Annotated in this window: 19 protein-coding genes; 14 read left to right on the top strand and 5 right to left on the bottom strand. The window is 69.1% G+C overall.

What is annotated here, in order from left to right; genetic code table 11:
• Positions 1-38: 38 nt before the first annotated feature.
• Both pcaD and pcaC read left to right on the top strand, forming a co-directional pair.
• Positions 39-818 carry a 3-oxoadipate enol-lactonase gene (gene pcaD, locus C8P69_RS17440; protein ID WP_108178710.1) on the top strand — a complete coding sequence of 260 codons (780 nt, stop codon included), beginning with the start codon at positions 39-41 and terminating at the stop codon, positions 816-818.
• Between the two features lie 217 nt (positions 819-1,035).
• Positions 1,036-1,422, top strand: coding sequence for a 4-carboxymuconolactone decarboxylase (gene pcaC, locus C8P69_RS17435; RefSeq protein ID WP_108178709.1), 387 nt, complete (start codon positions 1,036-1,038; stop codon positions 1,420-1,422).
• Between the two features lie 191 nt (positions 1,423-1,613).
• On the opposite strand, the gene C8P69_RS17430 is transcribed toward pcaC, so the two are convergent.
• Positions 1,614-2,141, bottom strand: a complete 528-nt coding sequence (locus C8P69_RS17430; protein WP_245902107.1) for a flavin reductase family protein — start codon at positions 2,139-2,141, stop codon at positions 1,614-1,616.
• 279 nt (positions 2,142-2,420) lie between these two features.
• On the opposite strand from C8P69_RS17430, the gene C8P69_RS17425 reads away from it, so the two are divergent.
• The 7 genes from C8P69_RS17425 to C8P69_RS17395 all read left to right on the top strand — a co-directional run bounded on the left by C8P69_RS17425 (position 2,421) and on the right by C8P69_RS17395 (position 8,967).
• A complete protein-coding gene (locus C8P69_RS17425) occupies positions 2,421-3,338 on the top strand; it encodes an ABC transporter permease subunit (RefSeq protein ID WP_108178708.1) in 918 nt (305 codons plus the stop codon).
• 58 nt (positions 3,339-3,396) lie between these two features.
• Positions 3,397-4,740, top strand: coding sequence for a high-affinity branched-chain amino acid ABC transporter permease LivM (livM, locus tag C8P69_RS17420; protein WP_108178813.1), 1,344 nt, complete (start codon positions 3,397-3,399; stop codon positions 4,738-4,740).
• Positions 4,737-5,570, top strand: coding sequence for an ABC transporter ATP-binding protein (locus C8P69_RS17415; RefSeq protein ID WP_108178707.1), 834 nt, complete (start codon positions 4,737-4,739; stop codon positions 5,568-5,570). Before livM ends, C8P69_RS17415 begins: the two co-directional genes overlap by 4 nt.
• Positions 5,567-6,289 (top strand): ABC transporter ATP-binding protein, encoded by a 723-nt coding sequence (locus C8P69_RS17410; RefSeq protein WP_108178706.1) that lies wholly within the window; start codon positions 5,567-5,569, stop codon positions 6,287-6,289. Before C8P69_RS17415 ends, C8P69_RS17410 begins: the two co-directional genes overlap by 4 nt.
• Entirely contained in the window at positions 6,289-6,666 is a 378-nt protein-coding gene (locus tag C8P69_RS17405) for a DUF6867 family protein (RefSeq protein WP_108178705.1), read from the top strand. Before C8P69_RS17410 ends, C8P69_RS17405 begins: the two co-directional genes overlap by 1 nt.
• Before the next feature lie 129 nt (positions 6,667-6,795).
• The gene (locus C8P69_RS17400) at positions 6,796-7,926 is read left to right on the top strand and encodes a branched-chain amino acid ABC transporter substrate-binding protein (RefSeq protein ID WP_108178704.1); all 1,131 of its coding nucleotides are present in this window, start codon (positions 6,796-6,798) and stop codon (positions 7,924-7,926) included.
• A gap of 72 nt (positions 7,927-7,998) precedes the next feature.
• Positions 7,999-8,967, top strand: a complete 969-nt coding sequence (locus tag C8P69_RS17395) for a tripartite tricarboxylate transporter substrate-binding protein (protein WP_108178703.1) — start codon at positions 7,999-8,001, stop codon at positions 8,965-8,967.
• Positions 8,968-8,973: 6 nt separating this feature from the next.
• Here C8P69_RS17395 and C8P69_RS17390 read toward each other — a convergent pair whose 3' ends face one another.
• Positions 8,974-9,708, bottom strand: a complete 735-nt coding sequence (locus C8P69_RS17390) for a cytochrome c biogenesis CcdA family protein (protein ID WP_108178702.1) — start codon at positions 9,706-9,708, stop codon at positions 8,974-8,976.
• Between the two features lie 125 nt (positions 9,709-9,833).
• On the opposite strand from C8P69_RS17390, the gene C8P69_RS17385 reads away from it, so the two are divergent.
• From C8P69_RS17385 to C8P69_RS17375, 3 genes are all read left to right on the top strand, one after another.
• The gene (locus tag C8P69_RS17385) at positions 9,834-10,826 is read left to right on the top strand and encodes a P1 family peptidase (RefSeq protein ID WP_108178812.1); all 993 of its coding nucleotides are present in this window, start codon (positions 9,834-9,836) and stop codon (positions 10,824-10,826) included.
• A 108-nt stretch (positions 10,827-10,934) separates the two neighbouring features.
• The gene (locus C8P69_RS17380) at positions 10,935-11,210 is read left to right on the top strand and encodes a hypothetical protein (protein WP_108178701.1); all 276 of its coding nucleotides are present in this window, start codon (positions 10,935-10,937) and stop codon (positions 11,208-11,210) included.
• A 107-nt stretch (positions 11,211-11,317) separates the two neighbouring features.
• The gene (locus C8P69_RS17375) at positions 11,318-11,551 is read left to right on the top strand and encodes a hypothetical protein (protein WP_108178700.1); all 234 of its coding nucleotides are present in this window, start codon (positions 11,318-11,320) and stop codon (positions 11,549-11,551) included.
• Here the strand turns inward: C8P69_RS17375 and C8P69_RS17370 are convergent.
• Both C8P69_RS17370 and C8P69_RS17365 read right to left on the bottom strand, forming a co-directional pair.
• Positions 11,541-12,218: a DJ-1/PfpI family protein gene (locus C8P69_RS17370; RefSeq protein ID WP_245902106.1), complete on the bottom strand. Its 678-nt coding sequence runs from the start codon at positions 12,216-12,218 to the stop codon at positions 11,541-11,543. The two genes, C8P69_RS17375 and C8P69_RS17370, sit on opposite strands and share 11 nt — an antisense overlap.
• A gap of 5 nt (positions 12,219-12,223) precedes the next feature.
• Positions 12,224-13,468 (bottom strand): NAD(P)/FAD-dependent oxidoreductase, encoded by a 1,245-nt coding sequence (locus C8P69_RS17365; protein WP_108178698.1) that lies wholly within the window; start codon positions 13,466-13,468, stop codon positions 12,224-12,226.
• Positions 13,469-13,620: 152 nt separating this feature from the next.
• Here C8P69_RS17365 and rpe point away from each other — a divergent pair, with 152 nt between their 5' ends.
• Complete coding sequence (gene rpe / locus C8P69_RS17360; protein WP_108178697.1) at positions 13,621-14,304, top strand: ribulose-phosphate 3-epimerase; 684 nt, start codon at positions 13,621-13,623, stop codon at positions 14,302-14,304.
• 191 nt (positions 14,305-14,495) lie between these two features.
• Here the strand turns inward: rpe and C8P69_RS17355 are convergent, their stop codons facing one another.
• Positions 14,496-15,137: an N-acetylmuramoyl-L-alanine amidase gene (locus C8P69_RS17355; RefSeq protein ID WP_108178696.1), complete on the bottom strand. Its 642-nt coding sequence runs from the start codon at positions 15,135-15,137 to the stop codon at positions 14,496-14,498.
• A 154-nt stretch (positions 15,138-15,291) separates the two neighbouring features.
• Between C8P69_RS17355 and C8P69_RS17350 the strand changes: the two genes are divergently transcribed.
• Complete coding sequence (locus C8P69_RS17350) at positions 15,292-15,879, top strand: hypothetical protein (RefSeq protein ID WP_108178695.1); 588 nt, start codon at positions 15,292-15,294, stop codon at positions 15,877-15,879.
• The last annotated feature ends 9 nt before the right edge of the window (positions 15,880-15,888 follow it).

Raw genomic sequence — 15,888 nt, 5'->3', positions numbered from 1 at the left:
GCCGCCCGGCGCACGACCGACGCCTGAGAGAGACGACCATGCCCCGCTTCACCACCTCGGACGGATTGTCCCTGCGCTACGAGGACACCGGCGGGACCAAACCCGTCCTCCTGCTCTCCAACTCGCTCGGCACGCGGCTGGAGATGTGGCAGCCGCAGATGACCGCCTTCACCGATGCCTTCCGGGTCGTGCGCTATGACAAGCGCGGCCATGGCGAGAGCGAATTGCGCGTCGGACCCACCAGCTTTGCCCGGCTCACCCGCGACGCGGTGGAACTGCTCGACCACTTGAACATCGCCAAGGCCGACTGGTGCGGCCTCTCCATGGGCGGCATGAGCGGCATGTGGGCCGGCGTCCACCATGCCGACCGCTTCACCCGCCTCGTTCTCTGCAACACGGCGGCGGGCATGCCGACCGCCGACATGTGGAACCAGCGCATCGCCACGGTGAAGCGCGACGGCCTGAAGCCGCTGATCCCCTCCATCGTCGACCGCTGGTTCACCAAGCGCTTTCAAGAAGCCGCCCCGAAGGCCGTGGCGCGCGTGGTCGAGATGCTGGAAACGACCCCGCCCGAGGGCTATGCCGCCTGCTCCGCCGCCATCCGCGACATGGACCAGCGCGAGGCGATCCGCTCCATCCGCCTGCCGACGCTCGTCATCTCCGGCACCCATGACGGCTCGACCCCGGCCGCCCGCGGCCGCGAGATGGCGGAAGCCATTCCCGGCGCGCGCTATGTCGAGCTCGACGCCGCGCACCTCTCCAATATCGAGCAGGAGCTGGCTTTCACCGACACGGTGCTGGGCTTCCTGAAGCACTAAGGCCCTGCATCGCTCAAGTGCGTCCTTCGAGGCTCGCTCGCTTCGCTCACTCGCACCTCAGGATGAGGACTTCGGTGTCCTGCATGGCGGGACCTGCTCGGCCAGCGTGCCAGTCTCGACCTTCCTCATCCTGAGGTGCGAGCGAGCGAAGCGAGCGAGCCTCGAAGGACGCACTTCCTGTCTGCCACGCGGCCATACCCCTGAAAGGACCATCGCCATGGATGAAAAAGACCGCTTCGACAAAGGCCTCGCCGTGCGCCGCGCCGTCCTCGGCGATGCCCATGTCGACCGCTCGCTGGCCGGCCGCGACGGCTTCTCCGGCGAGTTCCAGGACTTCATCACCCGCTATGCCTGGGGCGAGATCTGGACCCGGCCGGGCCTGGAGCGGAAGACGCGGAGCTTCCTCGTCCTTGCCATCACCGCCTCGCTGGGGCGCTGGGAGGAATTCCGCCTCCACTGCCGCGCCTCCTTCTCGAACGGCGTCACCACCGACGACATCAAGGAGGTGATCCTTCAGATCGCCGTCTATGCCGGCGTCCCCGCCGCCAACACGGCGATGAAGGAGGCGAAGGAGGTCTTCGCCGAGCTTGGGATCAAGACCTGATCGAACACCGCCAGAACCGGATCAATCCCTGCCCTTTCCGCGTCATGCCCGGCCTTGTGCCGGGCATCCACGACTATCGTGGAGGGCGGTGGTCAAGACGTGGATGCCCGGGACGAGCCCGGGCATGACGGACCGAGGGAACGGACCGCACGGTGTTCAGATGACAGCGGCGGCCACGGCCGCCTGCCCGCTCAGCGCGGGATCGGCCGATAGGCCCGGTCGAAATAGGCGAGCGCCGCCCCGGCCGGGCCGATGCGCACGGCCTCGACGCGGCCGATGAGGATGTGGTGCGTCGCCATGGGCCGCATCTCCTCGACCCGGCAGTCGAAGCTGACGAGCGCCGTGTCCAGCGTCGGCGAGCCGGTGACAAGTGGCGTCCACGAGCCCTCGCGGAATCGCTCGGCGCCGGCAAGGCCGCGCCGTCCCGCGAAGGTCTCGGCCAGGTCCTCGGCTCCCGAAGGCAGGGCGTTGACGGAGAAGACGCCGTTGCGGCCGATCAGGTCGCCATTGGCGGATTTGCGGTTGAGGCAGACGAGCAGCATGGGCGGATCGTCGGAAACGGACGCCACGGCGATGGCCGTGAAGCCGCTGGTGCCGGCGGCGCCTGCCGTCGTCACGACATGGACGTGGCCGGCCACATGGGCCATCCCGTCGCGATAGGCCTGTGAAGTGGCCGCGAGAACGCCGGGGATCATCGAGCGAACGGTTCCGCCATCCATGGCAAAATCCTTTGTCAGGCGAACCATATAGGACCGTCGGACCGCCGCGGCCAATGGCGCTGGCTGAACTCTCGGTGATTAAGGTTGAGATCTGGCCCCCGGATACCCGGAGCGCACCGTGTGAATAATGGGCACCGCACCATTGTGACTTATCGACGCGCTTGCTACCGATAGGTCGTCGACGGATCGGACGAGACCGCCCAATAACGCGGCAGCCCGCCCCCCGATCGGCACGGCGCGTTCCCGCGCGCCGGAGGGGATAGTTGGGAAGGTGGCGGCATGGAAGTCTTCTTCCAGCAGCTGATCAATGGCGTGACCCTGGGATCGATCTACGGTCTCATCGCCATCGGCTACACGATGGTCTTCGGCATCATCGGCATGGTGAACTTCTCCCATGGCGATGTCTTCATGGTCTCCACCTTCATCGCGCTGATCGCGCTGATGGTGCTCACCACCTGGCTCGGCGTCAGCTCCATCCTCCTCGCGCTGCTGATCGTGCTGATCATCGCCATGGTCTTCACCTCGCTGATCAGCTGGACCATCGAGCGCGTCGCCTACCGGCCCCTGCGCGGCTCCTTCCGCCTCGCCCCGCTGATCTCGGCCATCGGCATGTCGATCGTGCTGTCGAACTTCGTGCAGGTGGCCCAGGGCCCCCGCAACAAGGCCATCGACCCGATCCTCAACAACGTCTTCGTCCTCTCCGCCGCCGGCGGCTACCAGGTGACGCTGTCCTACAAGCAGATCCTCATCATGGTGGTGACCGCGGGGCTGCTCGCCATCTTCTGGTGGGTCGTCACCAAGACGCCGCTCGGCCGCGCCCAGCGCGCCTGCGAGCAGGACCGCAAGATGGCGGCCCTCCTCGGCGTCGATGTCGACCGCACCATCTCCATCACCTTCGTCATGGGCGCGGCGCTCGCCGCCGTCGCTGGCACGCTCTACCTCGTCTATTACGGCGTGGTGAACTTCTCCGACGGCTTCACGCCGGGCGTGAAGGCCTTCACCGCGGCGGTGCTCGGCGGCATCGGATCGCTGCCCGGCGCGGTGCTCGGCGGCCTGCTCATCGGCCTCATCGAGACCTTCTGGTCGGCCTATTTCTCGGTCGAGTACAAGGACGTCGCCGCCTTCTCCATCCTCGCGATCGTGCTGATCTTCATGCCCCAGGGCATTCTCGGCCGGCCCGACGTCGAGAAGGTCTGACGCCGTGACCAGCGTGACGGACACCGCCCCCGCCGCCCCTTCGGCCGTGGCGCGCGCCATGAAGGACGCGCTCTTCGCCGCCCTCGTCGCCGCCGGCGTCTTCGGCCCCCTGCTCGCCTTCAAGACGACGCAGGACATGCAGAACCGGCTGATCGTCGAGCCGCGCTGGGACCTGCTCGCCATCGTCGTGCTGATCGTCTGGGCGGGCCGCTTCCTCCTGTCCTTTTGGAGCTACACCCGGTCCAGCGAGCCCAGGCCCGCCCGCGTGGCCATCACGCTGCCGGCGGTGGTGAGCCGTGGCCTGCCGCCCGCCGCCCTCGTCGCCCTCTTCGTCTATCCGATGATGATCCTGTCGCTCACCGGCGGCGGCGGCGCGCTGAAATGGATCGACAATTTCGGCATCCAGATCCTCATCTACGTGATGCTGGCCTGGGGCCTGAACATCGTCGTCGGCCTCGCCGGCCTCCTCGACCTCGGCTACGTCGCCTTCTATGCCGTCGGCGCCTATGCCTATGCGCTGATCGCCACCAAGGTGATCCCGGCCACCTTCCCCGGCCTCGGCGTCTGGGCCTTCTGGATCTGCCTGCCCATCGCCGGCATCCTCGCGGCCTTCTGGGGCGTGCTGCTGGGCTTTCCGGTCTTGCGATTGCGCGGCGACTATCTCGCCATCGTGACCCTGGCCTTCGGCGAGATCATCCGCCTCGTCCTCATCAACTGGACCGATTTCTCCAACGGCTACGAGGGCATCTCGACGATCCCGCGGCCCACCTTCTTCGGCGTGCCCTTCAACGCCTCGGATTCAGGCTTCGCCGCGCGGTTCGGCTTCGAATTCTCGCCGGTCCACCGCACGATCTTCCTCTACTACGTGATCGTCTGCCTCGCCCTTCTCACCGCCTGGGTGTCGAACCGCCTGCGCCGCCTGCCCGTCGGGCGCGCCTGGGAGGCGCTGCGCGAGGACGAGATCGCCTGTCGCTCGCTCGGCATCAACACGGTCAACACCAAGCTCACCGCCTTCGCCATCGGCGCCATGTTCGGCGGCTTCGCCGGGTCCTTCTTCGCCGCGCGCCAGGGCTTCATCTCGCCCGAGAGCTTCACCTTCATGGAATCGGCGGTGATCCTCGCCATCGTCGTGCTTGGCGGCATGGGCTCGCTGATCGGCACCGCCATCGCCGCCGTGGCCATGATTGGCGGAACCGAGCTGCTGCGCGAACTCGAATGGACGAAGGCGATCTTCGGTCCGCAATTCGATCCCGCCCAGTACCGCATGCTCATCTTCGGCTTCGCCATGGTGGTCATCATGGTCTGGAAGCCGCGCGGCTTCGTCTCGACCCGCATGCCCACCGCCTTCCTCAAGCGGCGCCAGGCGGTGTCCGGCTCCCTCGTGAAGGAGGGCCACGGATGAGCGACGCCATCCTCTCGGTCGAGCACCTGACGATGCGCTTCGGCGGCCTCGTCGCCGTCAACGACCTGTCCTTCGAGGCCCGCCGCGGCGACATCACCGCCGTCATCGGCCCCAACGGCGCCGGCAAGACCACGGTGTTCAACTGCATCACCGGCTTCTACAAGCCGACGCAGGGCCGCATCGTCATGCGCCAGAAGGCCGGCGACGAGTTCTTCCTCGAGCGCCTGCCGGATTTCCGCATCGCCCGCACGGCGAAGGTCGCCCGCACCTTCCAGAACATCCGCCTGTTCTCCGGCATGACCGTGCTGGAGAACCTGCTCGTCGCCCAGCACAACCCGCTCATGGCGGCCTCCGGCTGGTCCATCAGCGGCATTCTGGGCCTGCCCTCCTACTGGCGGGCGGAGAAACAGGCGATCCAGAAGGCCGCCTACTGGCTGGACAAGTGCGGCCTCATCGACCGCGCCGACGATCCGGCCGGCGACCTCGCCTATGGGCCGCAGCGGGCGCTGGAAATCGCCCGCGCCATGTGCACCGAGCCCGAGCTCCTCTGCCTCGACGAGCCGGCCGCCGGCCTCAATCCGCGCGAGAGCCTCGTCCTCAACGAACTCCTGCGCTTCATCCGCCGCGAGCACGGCACCTCGCTGCTCCTCATCGAGCATGACATGAGCGTGGTCATGGAGATTTCCGACCACGTGGTCGTGCTCGACTACGGCACCAAGATCTCCGACGGCACGCCCGGCCAGGTCCGCGAGGACCCCAAGGTCATCGCCGCTTATCTCGGTGTCGACGACAGCGAGGTCGAGAAGGTGGAAGCGGAGGTGGGCCTGTGACCGCGCTCCTCACCGCCCGCGGCGTCGAGACCTTCTACGGCTCGATCCAGGCCCTGAAAGGCATCGACATCGATGTCGCGCAGGGCGAGATCGTCACGCTGATCGGCGCCAACGGCGCGGGCAAGTCGACGCTGATGATGACCATCTGCGGCAGCCCGCAGGCCCGCCGCGGCCAGATCGTCTATGACGGCCGCGACATCACCCGGCTCGAGACGCACCAGATCATGCGGATGGGCATCGCCCAGTCGCCCGAGGGCCGCCGCATCTTCCCGCGCATGTCGGTCTACGAGAACCTCCAGATGGGGGCCTCCCTCACCGATCCGGCCTTCTTCGCCGACGACCTCGACAAGGTCTTCACCCTCTTTCCCCGGCTGAAGGAGCGGCGCGACCAGCGCGGCGGCACGCTGTCGGGCGGCGAGCAGCAGATGCTGGCCATCGCCCGCGCCCTGATGAGCCGTCCGAAGCTGCTGCTCCTCGACGAGCCCTCGCTCGGCCTCGCCCCGCTCATCGTTGCCGGCATCTTCAACGCCATCCGCGAGCTCAACCGCCAGGAGGGCCTCACCGTCTTCCTCGTCGAGCAGAACGCATATCACGCGCTGAAACTCGCCCATCGCGGCTATGTGCTGGTCAACGGCAGCGTCACCATGTCCGGCACCGGCCAGGAGCTCCTTGCCCGCGAGGAAGTCCGCGCCGCCTATCTCGAGGGAGGGCGGCACTGATGCAGGGCATCCTCTACGAGGAACCGTCCATCTGGCTGTTCGCGCTGGTGACGCTGATCCTCGGCGGCTGGCTCGCCATCATGACCGGCCGCGCCTGCGCCCAGACCTGGCGCGGCATCCCCGAGACGGTCGCCTATCTCCTGATCCTCGGCCTCGGCGTGCGCTTCGCCCATTTCGCCCTGTTCGAGGGCACGCTGCTGTCGCTGCGCTACTACCTCGTCGACACGACGATCGTCATGGCGATCGGCCTGCTCTCCTTCCGCGCCACCCGCGCCGCCCAGATGGCGCACCAGTACTGGTGGCTCTACGAACGCACCGGCCCGCTCACCTGGGCAGAACGGCCGGTCCCGCTGTCCTCCCCTCCGGACAAAACCTGATGTCGCATCAGGAGCCTTCGGATGGGCTGACAAGTCGCACGAAAGGGTGTTCGATCCCTTCCAAGGGCGGCTTCGCCGTCCTCCGCGAAGGTTCGTGCCCCTCGTGACCCCTCAAGGGAAGGATGAGACATGAAGACCAAACTCCTCGCCGGGCTGACGCTCGGCCTCGGTCTCGCGCTGGCGGTTCCCGCCCATGCGCAGATCCGCCTCGGTGTCGCCGGCCCGATCACCGGTCCGAACGCCTCGTTCGGTGCCCAGCTGCGTAACGGCGTCGAGCAGGCGGTGGAAGACATCAACGCCGCCGGCGGCATCCTCGGCCAGCGCATCACGCTGTCCATCGGTGACGACGTCTCCGACCCCCGCCAGGGCGTCAGCGTCGCCAACAAGTTCATCGGCGACGGCGTGCGCTTCATCGTCGGTCACTTCAACTCCGGCGTGACCATGCCCGCCTCCGAGGTCTACGCCGAGAACGGCGCGGTCTTCATCACCCCCTCGGCCACCAACCCGCGCATCACCGAGCGCGGCCTGTGGAACGCCTTCCGCACCTGCGGCCGTGACGACCAGCAGGGCGCCGTCGCCGCCGCCTATCTCGTCCGCAACTATGCGGGCAAGCGCGTCGCCATCGTCCATGACAAGACCACCTACGGGAAGGGTCTCGCTGACGAGACGCAGAAGGCGATGAACGCCGCCGGCCTCAAGGAGGTCATCTACGAAGGCGTCAACACCGGCGAGAAGGACTTCTCGGCCCTCATCTCCAAGCTGAAGGCCGCCAATGTCGACATCGTCTACTGGGGTGGCCTGCACACCGAGGGCGGCCTCATCGTCCGCCAGATGCGCGACCAGGGCGTCACCGCGCCGATGATGTCGGGCGACGGTATCGCCGACAACGAGTTCGCCTCCATCGCCGGCCCCGGCGCCGTGGGCACGCTCATGACCTTCCCGCCGGACCCGCGCAACCGTCCGGAGGCGCGCGCCATCGTCGAGAAGTTCCGCACCGCCCGTCGCTTCGAGCCGCAGGCCTACACGCTCTACAGCTACGCCGCCGTGCAGATCTTCCAGCAGGCGGCGGTCGCCACCAATTCGCTCGACCCCAAGAAGATCGCCGAGTTCATGCGCACCGGCCACGTCTTCAAGACGGTCATCGGCGACATCTCCTATGACAAGAAGGGCGACATCACCCGTGCCGACTACGTGACCTACACCTGGCGCGCCGGTCCGGACGGGAAGATCTCCTACTTCGAGAACACCACCACGAACTGAGGCCGGCTCATCGCCCGCCCCATCGAAACCCGCCCGGGTCACCGGGCGGGTTTTTGCTTCACGGATGCTCCCATGCCGCGCTTCACGCCGATTGCCGCCCTCCTCGCCCTGACGCTCGCGGCAGCCCTGCCCGCCCGCGCCGAGGAGGCCTATCCCGCCCGCCCCATCACCATGATCGTGCCCTTCGCCGCCGGCGGCACCTCGGACGTCATCGCCCGCATCGTCGCCGAGGCCATGGCGCGTTCGCTCGGCCAGCGCATCATCCACGAGAATGTCGGCGGGGCCGGCGGCACCGTGGCGCTCGCCCGCGCAGCCCGCGCAGCGCCCGACGGCTACACCATCTTCATCGGCAATTCCGGCACCAATGCCGCGGCCTATGCGATCTATCCCGACATCCGCTACACGCCGGAGAGCTTCGCCCCCATCGGGCTCATCGCCAAGACCAACTCGATGATCGCGCTGCGCGCCGACCATCCCGCGACGACCCTTGCCGCCCTCGTCGCCGAGGCCAAGGCGAAGCCCGGGACGATCAGGCTCGGCCATGCCGGCGTCGGTTCGCAGAACTACCTGATCTGCCGCGCCTTCATGGAAGCGGCGGGCGTCGACGTGACGCTGGTGAGCTATCGCGGCGCCGGCCCCGCCCTCAACGACCTCATGGGCGGCCATGTCGACGGCGTCTGCGATGCGGCCACCTCGGTCGGGCAGGCGATCAATGCCGGCCGCATCCGCGGCCTCGCGGTCGCCTCGCCGTCGCGGGTACCGGGTCTCGAGGGGGTACCGACCGCCGCCGAGGCCGGGCTCCCCGCCTTCCAGATGCAGAACTGGAACGCCCTCTTCGCGCCTGCCGGCACGCCGCCGGCAGTGATCGGCCGGCTCAACCGCGCCATTGCCGAGGCGCTGGAGAGCCCTGAATTGAAGGCGCGCTATGCCGAACTCATGGCCTCGGCGCCCGGCATGGACGAGCGCGCGCCGGAGGCGGTCACGCCGCTGGTGGCGAACGACATCGTCCGCTTCCGCCGCCTCATGGGGCCGCGCCCCTGAGGGCGGTCAGCCGAAGCTGGAGAGAACGGGGAAGGTCTCGAGCAGCCAGAAGGCGACGCTGGTCATCTTGCCCGTGAGGAAGGCGAGGCCGGTCAGCACCAGCAGGCCGCCCATCACCATCTCCACCGCCCTGAGGCGCCCGCGCATGGCGGCGGCGAAGCGCAGGAAAGGCTTGATGGCGAAGGCCGCGAGCACGAAGGGAATGCCGAGGCCCATCGAATAGACGGCGAGCAGCCCCGCGCCCTTGTGCACCGTCATCTCCGAGGCCGCGACCGCGAGGATCGCCGCCAGCACCGGGCCGATGCAGGGCGTCCAGCCGAAGGCGAAGGCGAGGCCCATCACATAGGCGCCCGCAGGGCCAGCCTTGGGCGGGGCCATGTCGATCTTGGCCTGCCGGTAGAGCAGCGGGATGCGAAACAGCCCGAGGAAATGCAGGCCCATGACGATGATCGCGACACCCGCCACCATCGACAGGGTCACCGAATACATCCGGATATAGGCGCCGATGAGCGAGGCCGAGGCGCCCATCATCACGAAGACGGTCGAGAAGCCCGCGACGAAGACCAGCGCCAGCAGCACCGAGCGGCGCACGAGGGACGGATCCGCCTCGCTGTCCGACAAGTCGTCGAGCGTCGCGCCCGTCAGATAGACGAGATAGGGCGGCACCAGCGGCAGCACGCAGGGTGACAGGAAACTCACCAGCCCCGCCAGGAGGGCTGCCGTGAGGGTGACGTCAGGCATTCCGGTTTCCGCCCCGCTTGCGGCCCGTGCCGCATGACCTGTGGCCGCGACCTGTACATAGGTGGGGCGCGGGACGGAAGCGTTGACTTCGCCCAATCGCAGAGGCGTGATGCCGCGTGATGAGCATGGCATCCAACACGATCACCGACATTCCCGGCCTGAAGGTCGGCCACGCCACCGATCTCGCCCGCGCCACAGGCACCACCGCGATCATCTTCGACGAGCCGGCCGTCTGCGCCGTGGACGTGCGCGGCGGCGCGCCGGGCAGCCGCGACACCGAGCTCCTGCGCCCCGACAAGACCGTGCAGACGGTGGATGCGGTGGTGCTGTCCGGCGGCTCGGCCTTCGGCCTCGATGCGCCCGGCGGGGTGAGCGCCTGGCTCGCCGAAAACGGCCGCGGCTTCGCCATCGGCCCGATGCGCGTGCCCATCGTGCCCGGCGCCATCGTCTTCGACCTGCTCTCTGGCGGGGACAAGGCCTGGGGCCGCTTCTCGCCCTATCGCGACCTCGGCTATGCGGCGGCGGCCGCCGCCACCGCCGATCCCGTGGCGCTCGGCACCATCGGCGCCGGCACCGGCGCCACCACCGCCGACCTCAAGGGCGGCATCGGCTCTGCCTCGGCCATCTCACCCTCCGGCCACCGGGTCGGCGCCATCGTCGTGGTGAATGCCGTGGGCAGCGCCACCATCGGCTCCTCCGGCCATTTCTGGGCGGCGACCGACGAGGTCGGCGACGAGTTCGGCGGCGGCGGCCTGCCCCATCCCTTCCCCGCCGATGCCCATGCCCTGAAGCTGAAGGGCGCCCGTCCCGAGAACACCACCATCGCCCTCGTCGTCACCGATGCCGTGCTCGACAAGGGCCAGGCGACCCATCTCGCGGTCATGGCGCAGGACGGGCTCGGCCGCGCCATCCGCCCGATCCACACCCCGCTCGACGGGGACACGGTCTTTGCCGCCGCCACCGGCGCGGTGCCCGTCGCCGACTATGCCCGCGACATGGCGGCCATCGGCTTCACCGCCGCTTCCGTGCTGGCGCGGGCCTGCGCCCGCGGCGTCCATGCGGCGACCGCCCTGCCCTTCCCCGGCGCCCTGCCCGCCTGGAAGGACCGCTTCGGCTGAGGCGGCCTTTACCCGCGCTTCACCACCCCTTCAGCGAAGGCTCGCGCCTGCCGCCGGCTTGTGATGTTCTGGCCGATGGACGGGGGGCTCCCAGGAAGGGTGTCACCCATGGTGAGCACGACCGGCGCGACCGCAGGCGCCAATACCGCAGGGATCGATGCGTCCCGGCGTGCGGACGAGGCTGCCCAGCGCAACAACCGCAACGCTGCCGAGGCGGGCTCCTCCGCGCCCGAAGCGCGGGAGGCCGAGACGCCCGCCGTGGTCTATGACGGCAAGATCGCCGAGCTGCGCCGCGCCGAGGAGGCTGCCGCCGTGCAGGCCACGCGCTCACCCAATGCCAGCGCAGTGATGCCCTCCGCGCGGCTCTTCGACATCACCGTCTGAGCCGCGCCGGCCTTAACGCGGCGTTGACCATAAGCGGCGCCGCCGCGTAACGGGCGCCGCTCCGGCCGCGAACCGTCGGGAGGACAGGTCTCCCGCCGGATCGCGCCATGACCCAGATCGTCAACGGCTATCGCTGCGAAAACTGCACGGACGTCAGCAACGCCAAGCGAGGGCTCGACCCCGAGAACCCGACCCACGATCCGCTGAAGCAGGAAAAACTCGACCGCGAGCGCGGCCGCGTGCCGGAGCCTGCCGTGACCTTCACGGGACGCCTAGCAGGCCTCGTGCGCGACGAGGCTCCCGCCGGGCCGGTCGCCCGGCTCCTCGACATCAGCGCCTGAGGGCCGCGGCGGCGCGTTCAGTGACCGCGAGCCTCTCCGCAAGGAAGGGCTTCAGCCGCTCGCGCGCCTCCGCCACCATGTCCGGTGGAGCCGAGGCCGGGCTGCCGCCCGTGAAAGGCGGTTCCGGATCGTACTCCATGAAGAGTTGCGCATGGCGGGCGCGCTCCTCGCCGAAAATGATCGACGCGAGTGTCAGGCCGAAGTCGATCCCCGAGGTCACGCCAGCGCCACTGACCCTGTTGCCATCCATCACGACACGCCTGGCGACCGGCTCGACACCGAACAGCGCCAACTGGTCGATGGAGGACCAGTGGCAGGTCGCCTTGTGTCCCGTCAGCAACCCGGCGGCGGCCAGCACCAGCGACCCTGTGCAGACCGAGGTGATCCACCGGGCTCCAACGGCCTGACGCCGCAGGAAGTCCAGCGTCTCGTCATCTTCCATGAGCGCGATCTGACCCGGACCGCCCGGAACGAAGAGGATGTCGGCCTGGGGACAGTCCGCAAAAGTCGCCGTGGGCAGGATCCTGAGGCCCGATGCGTCGGTCACCGGGTCGCGGCTCTTCCAGACGAGGTGGACCTGCAGTTCCTTGAACCGCGTGAAGACCTCGAAGGGACCGGTCAGGTCCAGCTGGGTCAGGCGCGGGAACAGCAGCATCACCACGTTCATGGGCGTCACCACCGGTCGATGCGATAGGGCGAGAGGTCCAGCGGCTGCGGCTCGCCCTGCATGGCGCTGGCGAGCGCCTTGCCGGTGGCGGGCCCCAGCGTGAAGCCCCAGTGGCCGTGGCCGAAGGCGAACCACAGGCCCTCGTGGCGCGGCGCCGCGCCGATCACGGGCCGCGAATCCGGCGTTGCCGGGCGGCGGCCCATCCAGGGCTCGGCCTCGACCGGCTCGCCGAGGTCGAACAGGTCCTTGGCGTGCGCAAAGGCGCGCTCGACCTGGACCGGGGTTGCCGGCGCGTCGGGCAACGCGATCTCGACGCCGGTGGTGAGGCGGATGCCCTGCTCCATCGGGCAGAGCACATAGCCGACATCCTCGTCGCAGACCTGGCGGTTGAGGAAGGCATTGCCGGCGGCCTTGTAGTGGCGGTGATAGCCGCGCTTCGCCGAGAGCGGCACGGAATAGCCGAACTTCGCCACCAGCGCCTTGGACCAGATGCCGAGCGCGACGACGACCTGCCGCGCCATGATCGGCCCCTCGGCCGTCTGCACCTGGTAGCCGCCCTCGACCTTCTCCACGGTCATGGCATCGCCGATGACGAAGCGCCCGCCGGCGCGCGAGAAGGCCTCGGCATAGGCCTTGGTGACGCCGCCGGGGTTGGACACCGTGTCGGCGCCCTTGCACCAGATCGTGCCGGCGAAATCGCCCTTCAGGTGCGGCTCAAGCTCCAGCGTCTCGGCCTTGGTCAGCTTGACGTTGTCGAGGCCGTAGTCCCGCGACAGGGCGAGCCGGCGATCCTGCGCTGCCAGGCTCTCCGGGCGGCGATAGAGTTCCAGCCAGCCGGTCTGGCGGAAGTAGCGCTCGGCGCCCGCGACCGCCATCAGCTCGCGATGGCACGCCACGGCCTGCGCGAAGAAGGGCCGCATGACGCGCGCCGTGTCCTCCAGCTTGTCGGGGGCCGACCAGCGCCAGTAGTCGAACATCCAGCGTCCGACCTGCGGCAGCGCCGACAGGTGGTAGTGCGAGGCGGTCTGCCGGTTGAGTGCGTGCTTGAACAGCGTCGGCAGGTCGCGCGGCATGGCGACGGGGAAGAGGTTGCCGCCATCGATGACACCGGAATTGCCGTAGCTCGTCTCCTCGCCGGGCTGGCGGCGGTCCACCAGGACCACATGCAACCCGCGCATCCGCGCATGCAGCGCCGTCGAGACGCCGACCATGCCGGCGCCGAGAACGAGAACGTCGTGAAGAGCAGTCATGGAACGGGCCGGGGCCTTGCAAGGTCGGTCGGGGAAAGCGGCGACAGATTGCAGGCAGGCTTGCTGCACCGCAAGCGATGGCTGCTCCTCATTGCCCGCGCACCTTGCGCCATGCTACCCGCCGCCCCATCCCGTTACGCCCGGAGCCGGCCATGGCCAACCCGATCCTCATCGCCCCGTCGATTCTCGCCGCCGATTTCGCCCGGCTGGGCGACGAGGTCCGCGCCGCCGATGCAGCCGGCGCCGACTGGATCCATCTCGACGTGATGGACGGCCATTTCGTCCCCAACATCACCTTCGGGCCCGACGTGGTGAAGGCGCTCAGGCCCCATTCCGCCAAGGTCTTCGACGTCCACCTGATGATCACCCCGGCCGATCCCTATCTGGAGGCCTTCGCCAAGGCCGGCGCCGACGTCATCTCGGTCCATGCCGAGGCCGGCCCGCATCTCCACCGCTCGCTCCAGGCGATCCGGGGCCTTGGCAAGAAGGCGGGCGTCGCGCTGAACCCGGCGACCCCCGCTTCCGCCATCGCCCATGTGCTCGACCTTGTCGATCTCGTGGTGGTGATGACGGTCAATCCCGGCTTCGGTGGCCAGGCGTTCATCGGCAGCCAGGTCGAGAAGATCGCCGAGATCCGCCAGATGATCGCCGGCCGCGACATCCTCATCGAGGTGGATGGCGGCGTGACGCCGGCCACCGCCCCGCAGGTCGCAGCCGCCGGCGCGACCGTGCTGGTCGCCGGCTCGGCCGTGTTCAAGGGCGGCACCGCGGCCTATGCGCCGAACATCACCGCCATCCGCCAGGCTGCCGAGACCGCCCGCGGCACGATGGTGTAAGGGAATGATCGGCCGCTCCGCGGGCCGATTGACCACAGAGCTCTCCGCCGTCATGGCCGGGCTTGTCCCGGCCATCCACGACTTGACCACGCCCTGACCAGACATTCGTGGATGCCCGGGACAAGCCCGGGCATGACGAGTTGGAAGCGTCGCATTGGTCTTTGACGCCCGTTTCAGAACATCCACGACCCTCACCCCTCCCCCATGATCCGGGCCGCCACCTCCTTGAGCGGAAACGCCGGGCCAGGATCGACCTTGCGGCGCGGGGCGATGTCCTCGTGCCCCACCACCCCCTTGAACCGATAGGCCGCCTGCAGCGCCGCGCCGATGGCGGTGACGGTCGCCACCTGCGCCTCGCTGTAGCGGTGCCAGGCCGCGTCCGCCGGCTCGTTGCGGTGGCGGGCGATCAGCACGTCGGCCTCGGGAACCGGCTCGCCGGTCCAGGTCCGCCAACCGCCGGCGGGCCCGCGCACCAGCTTGCCGGCATTGACCATCTCGATGCCGATGGAATGGCTGTTGAGGCCGGTGAGCCCGGCCCAGGCGCTCACCCCCGCATGCCAGGCGCTGCGGTCGAAGGCCATCATCTGCGTCACCGCCCCATCGCGGCCGATGACGAGATGGGCCGAGGCCTTGGCCTTCGGGTCGAGGAACCAGCCGATGGCGGACGCCGCGGTGAGGCCCGCCGTGTAGTGCAGCACGAGATAGGCGGGCCGGATGGGGCTGCCGCCATGCGGCGAGGGACGGAAGGCCACGGGGCGGCCATCGGCGAGCAGCCGGTGGGCGGCGACGGTGAAGACCGGGGAAACGGTGGCGGGATGGGCGGCTTGCGGCATGGCGACCTCTTGGGGTTGCCGGCGGGATTGCCGGGTCTGCCGTGAGGATCGCGCCGCTGCGATGGGTGGGGATAAGTCGACAGGTCCACCGCGCATTCAGCACCCGTCAACCCGCCCGCCCTATCCTCTCGCCATGGCACACAGGGCAGCGACCATGGACCGGAAAGGCTCGGCCGCGGGAGCGGGGAAGACACCCCGCAAGCGCGCCGCCAAGACCGCAGCCAAGCCCGCTGCCACGCCCCGCCGCCCCGCGACGCCGCCCCCGGCAGGTGTCTGGGGACGCGCCCTGCGCGCCGGCCTCATCACCACCGCCGTTGCCCTCGTCGCCGCCCTGCCCGCCTCGCTGCTGGCAGGCCACGCCCCGTCCTGGCGCAGCCTGCAGGTCATCTGCCTCCAGGCGCTGCCGCTCCTGCCCGGCATCGCGCTGGCCTGGTGGCTGCTGGAGGCCCTGCGTGCCCGCTTTCCCGGACCGCCACTGGCCTTCTGGCTCGGCCTCGCCTTCGTCGGGACGCTGGGCGTGATGCTGGTCGCCCCCGGCCTCGTCTTCGCGGTCCTCCAGCGGTCCGCCGCCTTCGCCGAGGACCATGAGGGCGAGATGGGCGTGATCCACCACCTCTTCGGCATCGGCTCGGCGCTCTACCTCTGGGCGACGACGGCCTTCCGCCTCTGGTGGCCCTTCGGCATCGCCCTGCCGGTCGTGGCGACGGTCCTCGCCTGGCGCGCCTTCCGCCGGCCGGCCTGAGGCCGATTG

Origin of the sequence: Phreatobacter oligotrophus (assembly GCF_003046185.1) — a bacterium.
GTDB classification, from domain to species: domain Bacteria; phylum Pseudomonadota; class Alphaproteobacteria; order Rhizobiales; family Phreatobacteraceae; genus Phreatobacter; species Phreatobacter oligotrophus.
This window is presented reverse-complemented; position numbering and strand designations above follow the sequence as displayed.

Coding starts and splice junctions, on each gene's coding strand:
- C8P69_RS17350 (WP_108178695.1), top strand. CDS start 15,292: ATGGACCGGAAAGGCTCGGCCGCGGGAGCGGGGAAGACACCCCGCAAG.
- C8P69_RS17365 (WP_108178698.1), bottom strand. CDS start 13,468: ATGACTGCTCTTCACGACGTTCTCGTTCTCGGCGCCGGCATGGTCGGC.
- livM (WP_108178813.1), top strand. CDS start 3,397: ATGAAGGACGCGCTCTTCGCCGCCCTCGTCGCCGCCGGCGTCTTCGGC.
- C8P69_RS17425 (WP_108178708.1), top strand. CDS start 2,421: ATGGAAGTCTTCTTCCAGCAGCTGATCAATGGCGTGACCCTGGGATCG.
- C8P69_RS17355 (WP_108178696.1), bottom strand. CDS start 15,137: ATGCCGCAAGCCGCCCATCCCGCCACCGTTTCCCCGGTCTTCACCGTC.
- C8P69_RS17385 (WP_108178812.1), top strand. CDS start 9,834: ATGGCATCCAACACGATCACCGACATTCCCGGCCTGAAGGTCGGCCAC.
- C8P69_RS17375 (WP_108178700.1), top strand. CDS start 11,318: ATGACCCAGATCGTCAACGGCTATCGCTGCGAAAACTGCACGGACGTC.
- C8P69_RS17405 (WP_108178705.1), top strand. CDS start 6,289: ATGCAGGGCATCCTCTACGAGGAACCGTCCATCTGGCTGTTCGCGCTG.
- C8P69_RS17380 (WP_108178701.1), top strand. CDS start 10,935: ATGGTGAGCACGACCGGCGCGACCGCAGGCGCCAATACCGCAGGGATC.
- C8P69_RS17390 (WP_108178702.1), bottom strand. CDS start 9,708: ATGCCTGACGTCACCCTCACGGCAGCCCTCCTGGCGGGGCTGGTGAGT.
- C8P69_RS17400 (WP_108178704.1), top strand. CDS start 6,796: ATGAAGACCAAACTCCTCGCCGGGCTGACGCTCGGCCTCGGTCTCGCG.
- C8P69_RS17395 (WP_108178703.1), top strand. CDS start 7,999: ATGCCGCGCTTCACGCCGATTGCCGCCCTCCTCGCCCTGACGCTCGCG.
- C8P69_RS17415 (WP_108178707.1), top strand. CDS start 4,737: ATGAGCGACGCCATCCTCTCGGTCGAGCACCTGACGATGCGCTTCGGC.
- C8P69_RS17430 (WP_245902107.1), bottom strand. CDS start 2,141: ATGGATGGCGGAACCGTTCGCTCGATGATCCCCGGCGTTCTCGCGGCC.
- C8P69_RS17370 (WP_245902106.1), bottom strand. CDS start 12,218: ATGAACGTGGTGATGCTGCTGTTCCCGCGCCTGACCCAGCTGGACCTG.
- pcaC (WP_108178709.1), top strand. CDS start 1,036: ATGGATGAAAAAGACCGCTTCGACAAAGGCCTCGCCGTGCGCCGCGCC.
- pcaD (WP_108178710.1), top strand. CDS start 39: ATGCCCCGCTTCACCACCTCGGACGGATTGTCCCTGCGCTACGAGGAC.
- rpe (WP_108178697.1), top strand. CDS start 13,621: ATGGCCAACCCGATCCTCATCGCCCCGTCGATTCTCGCCGCCGATTTC.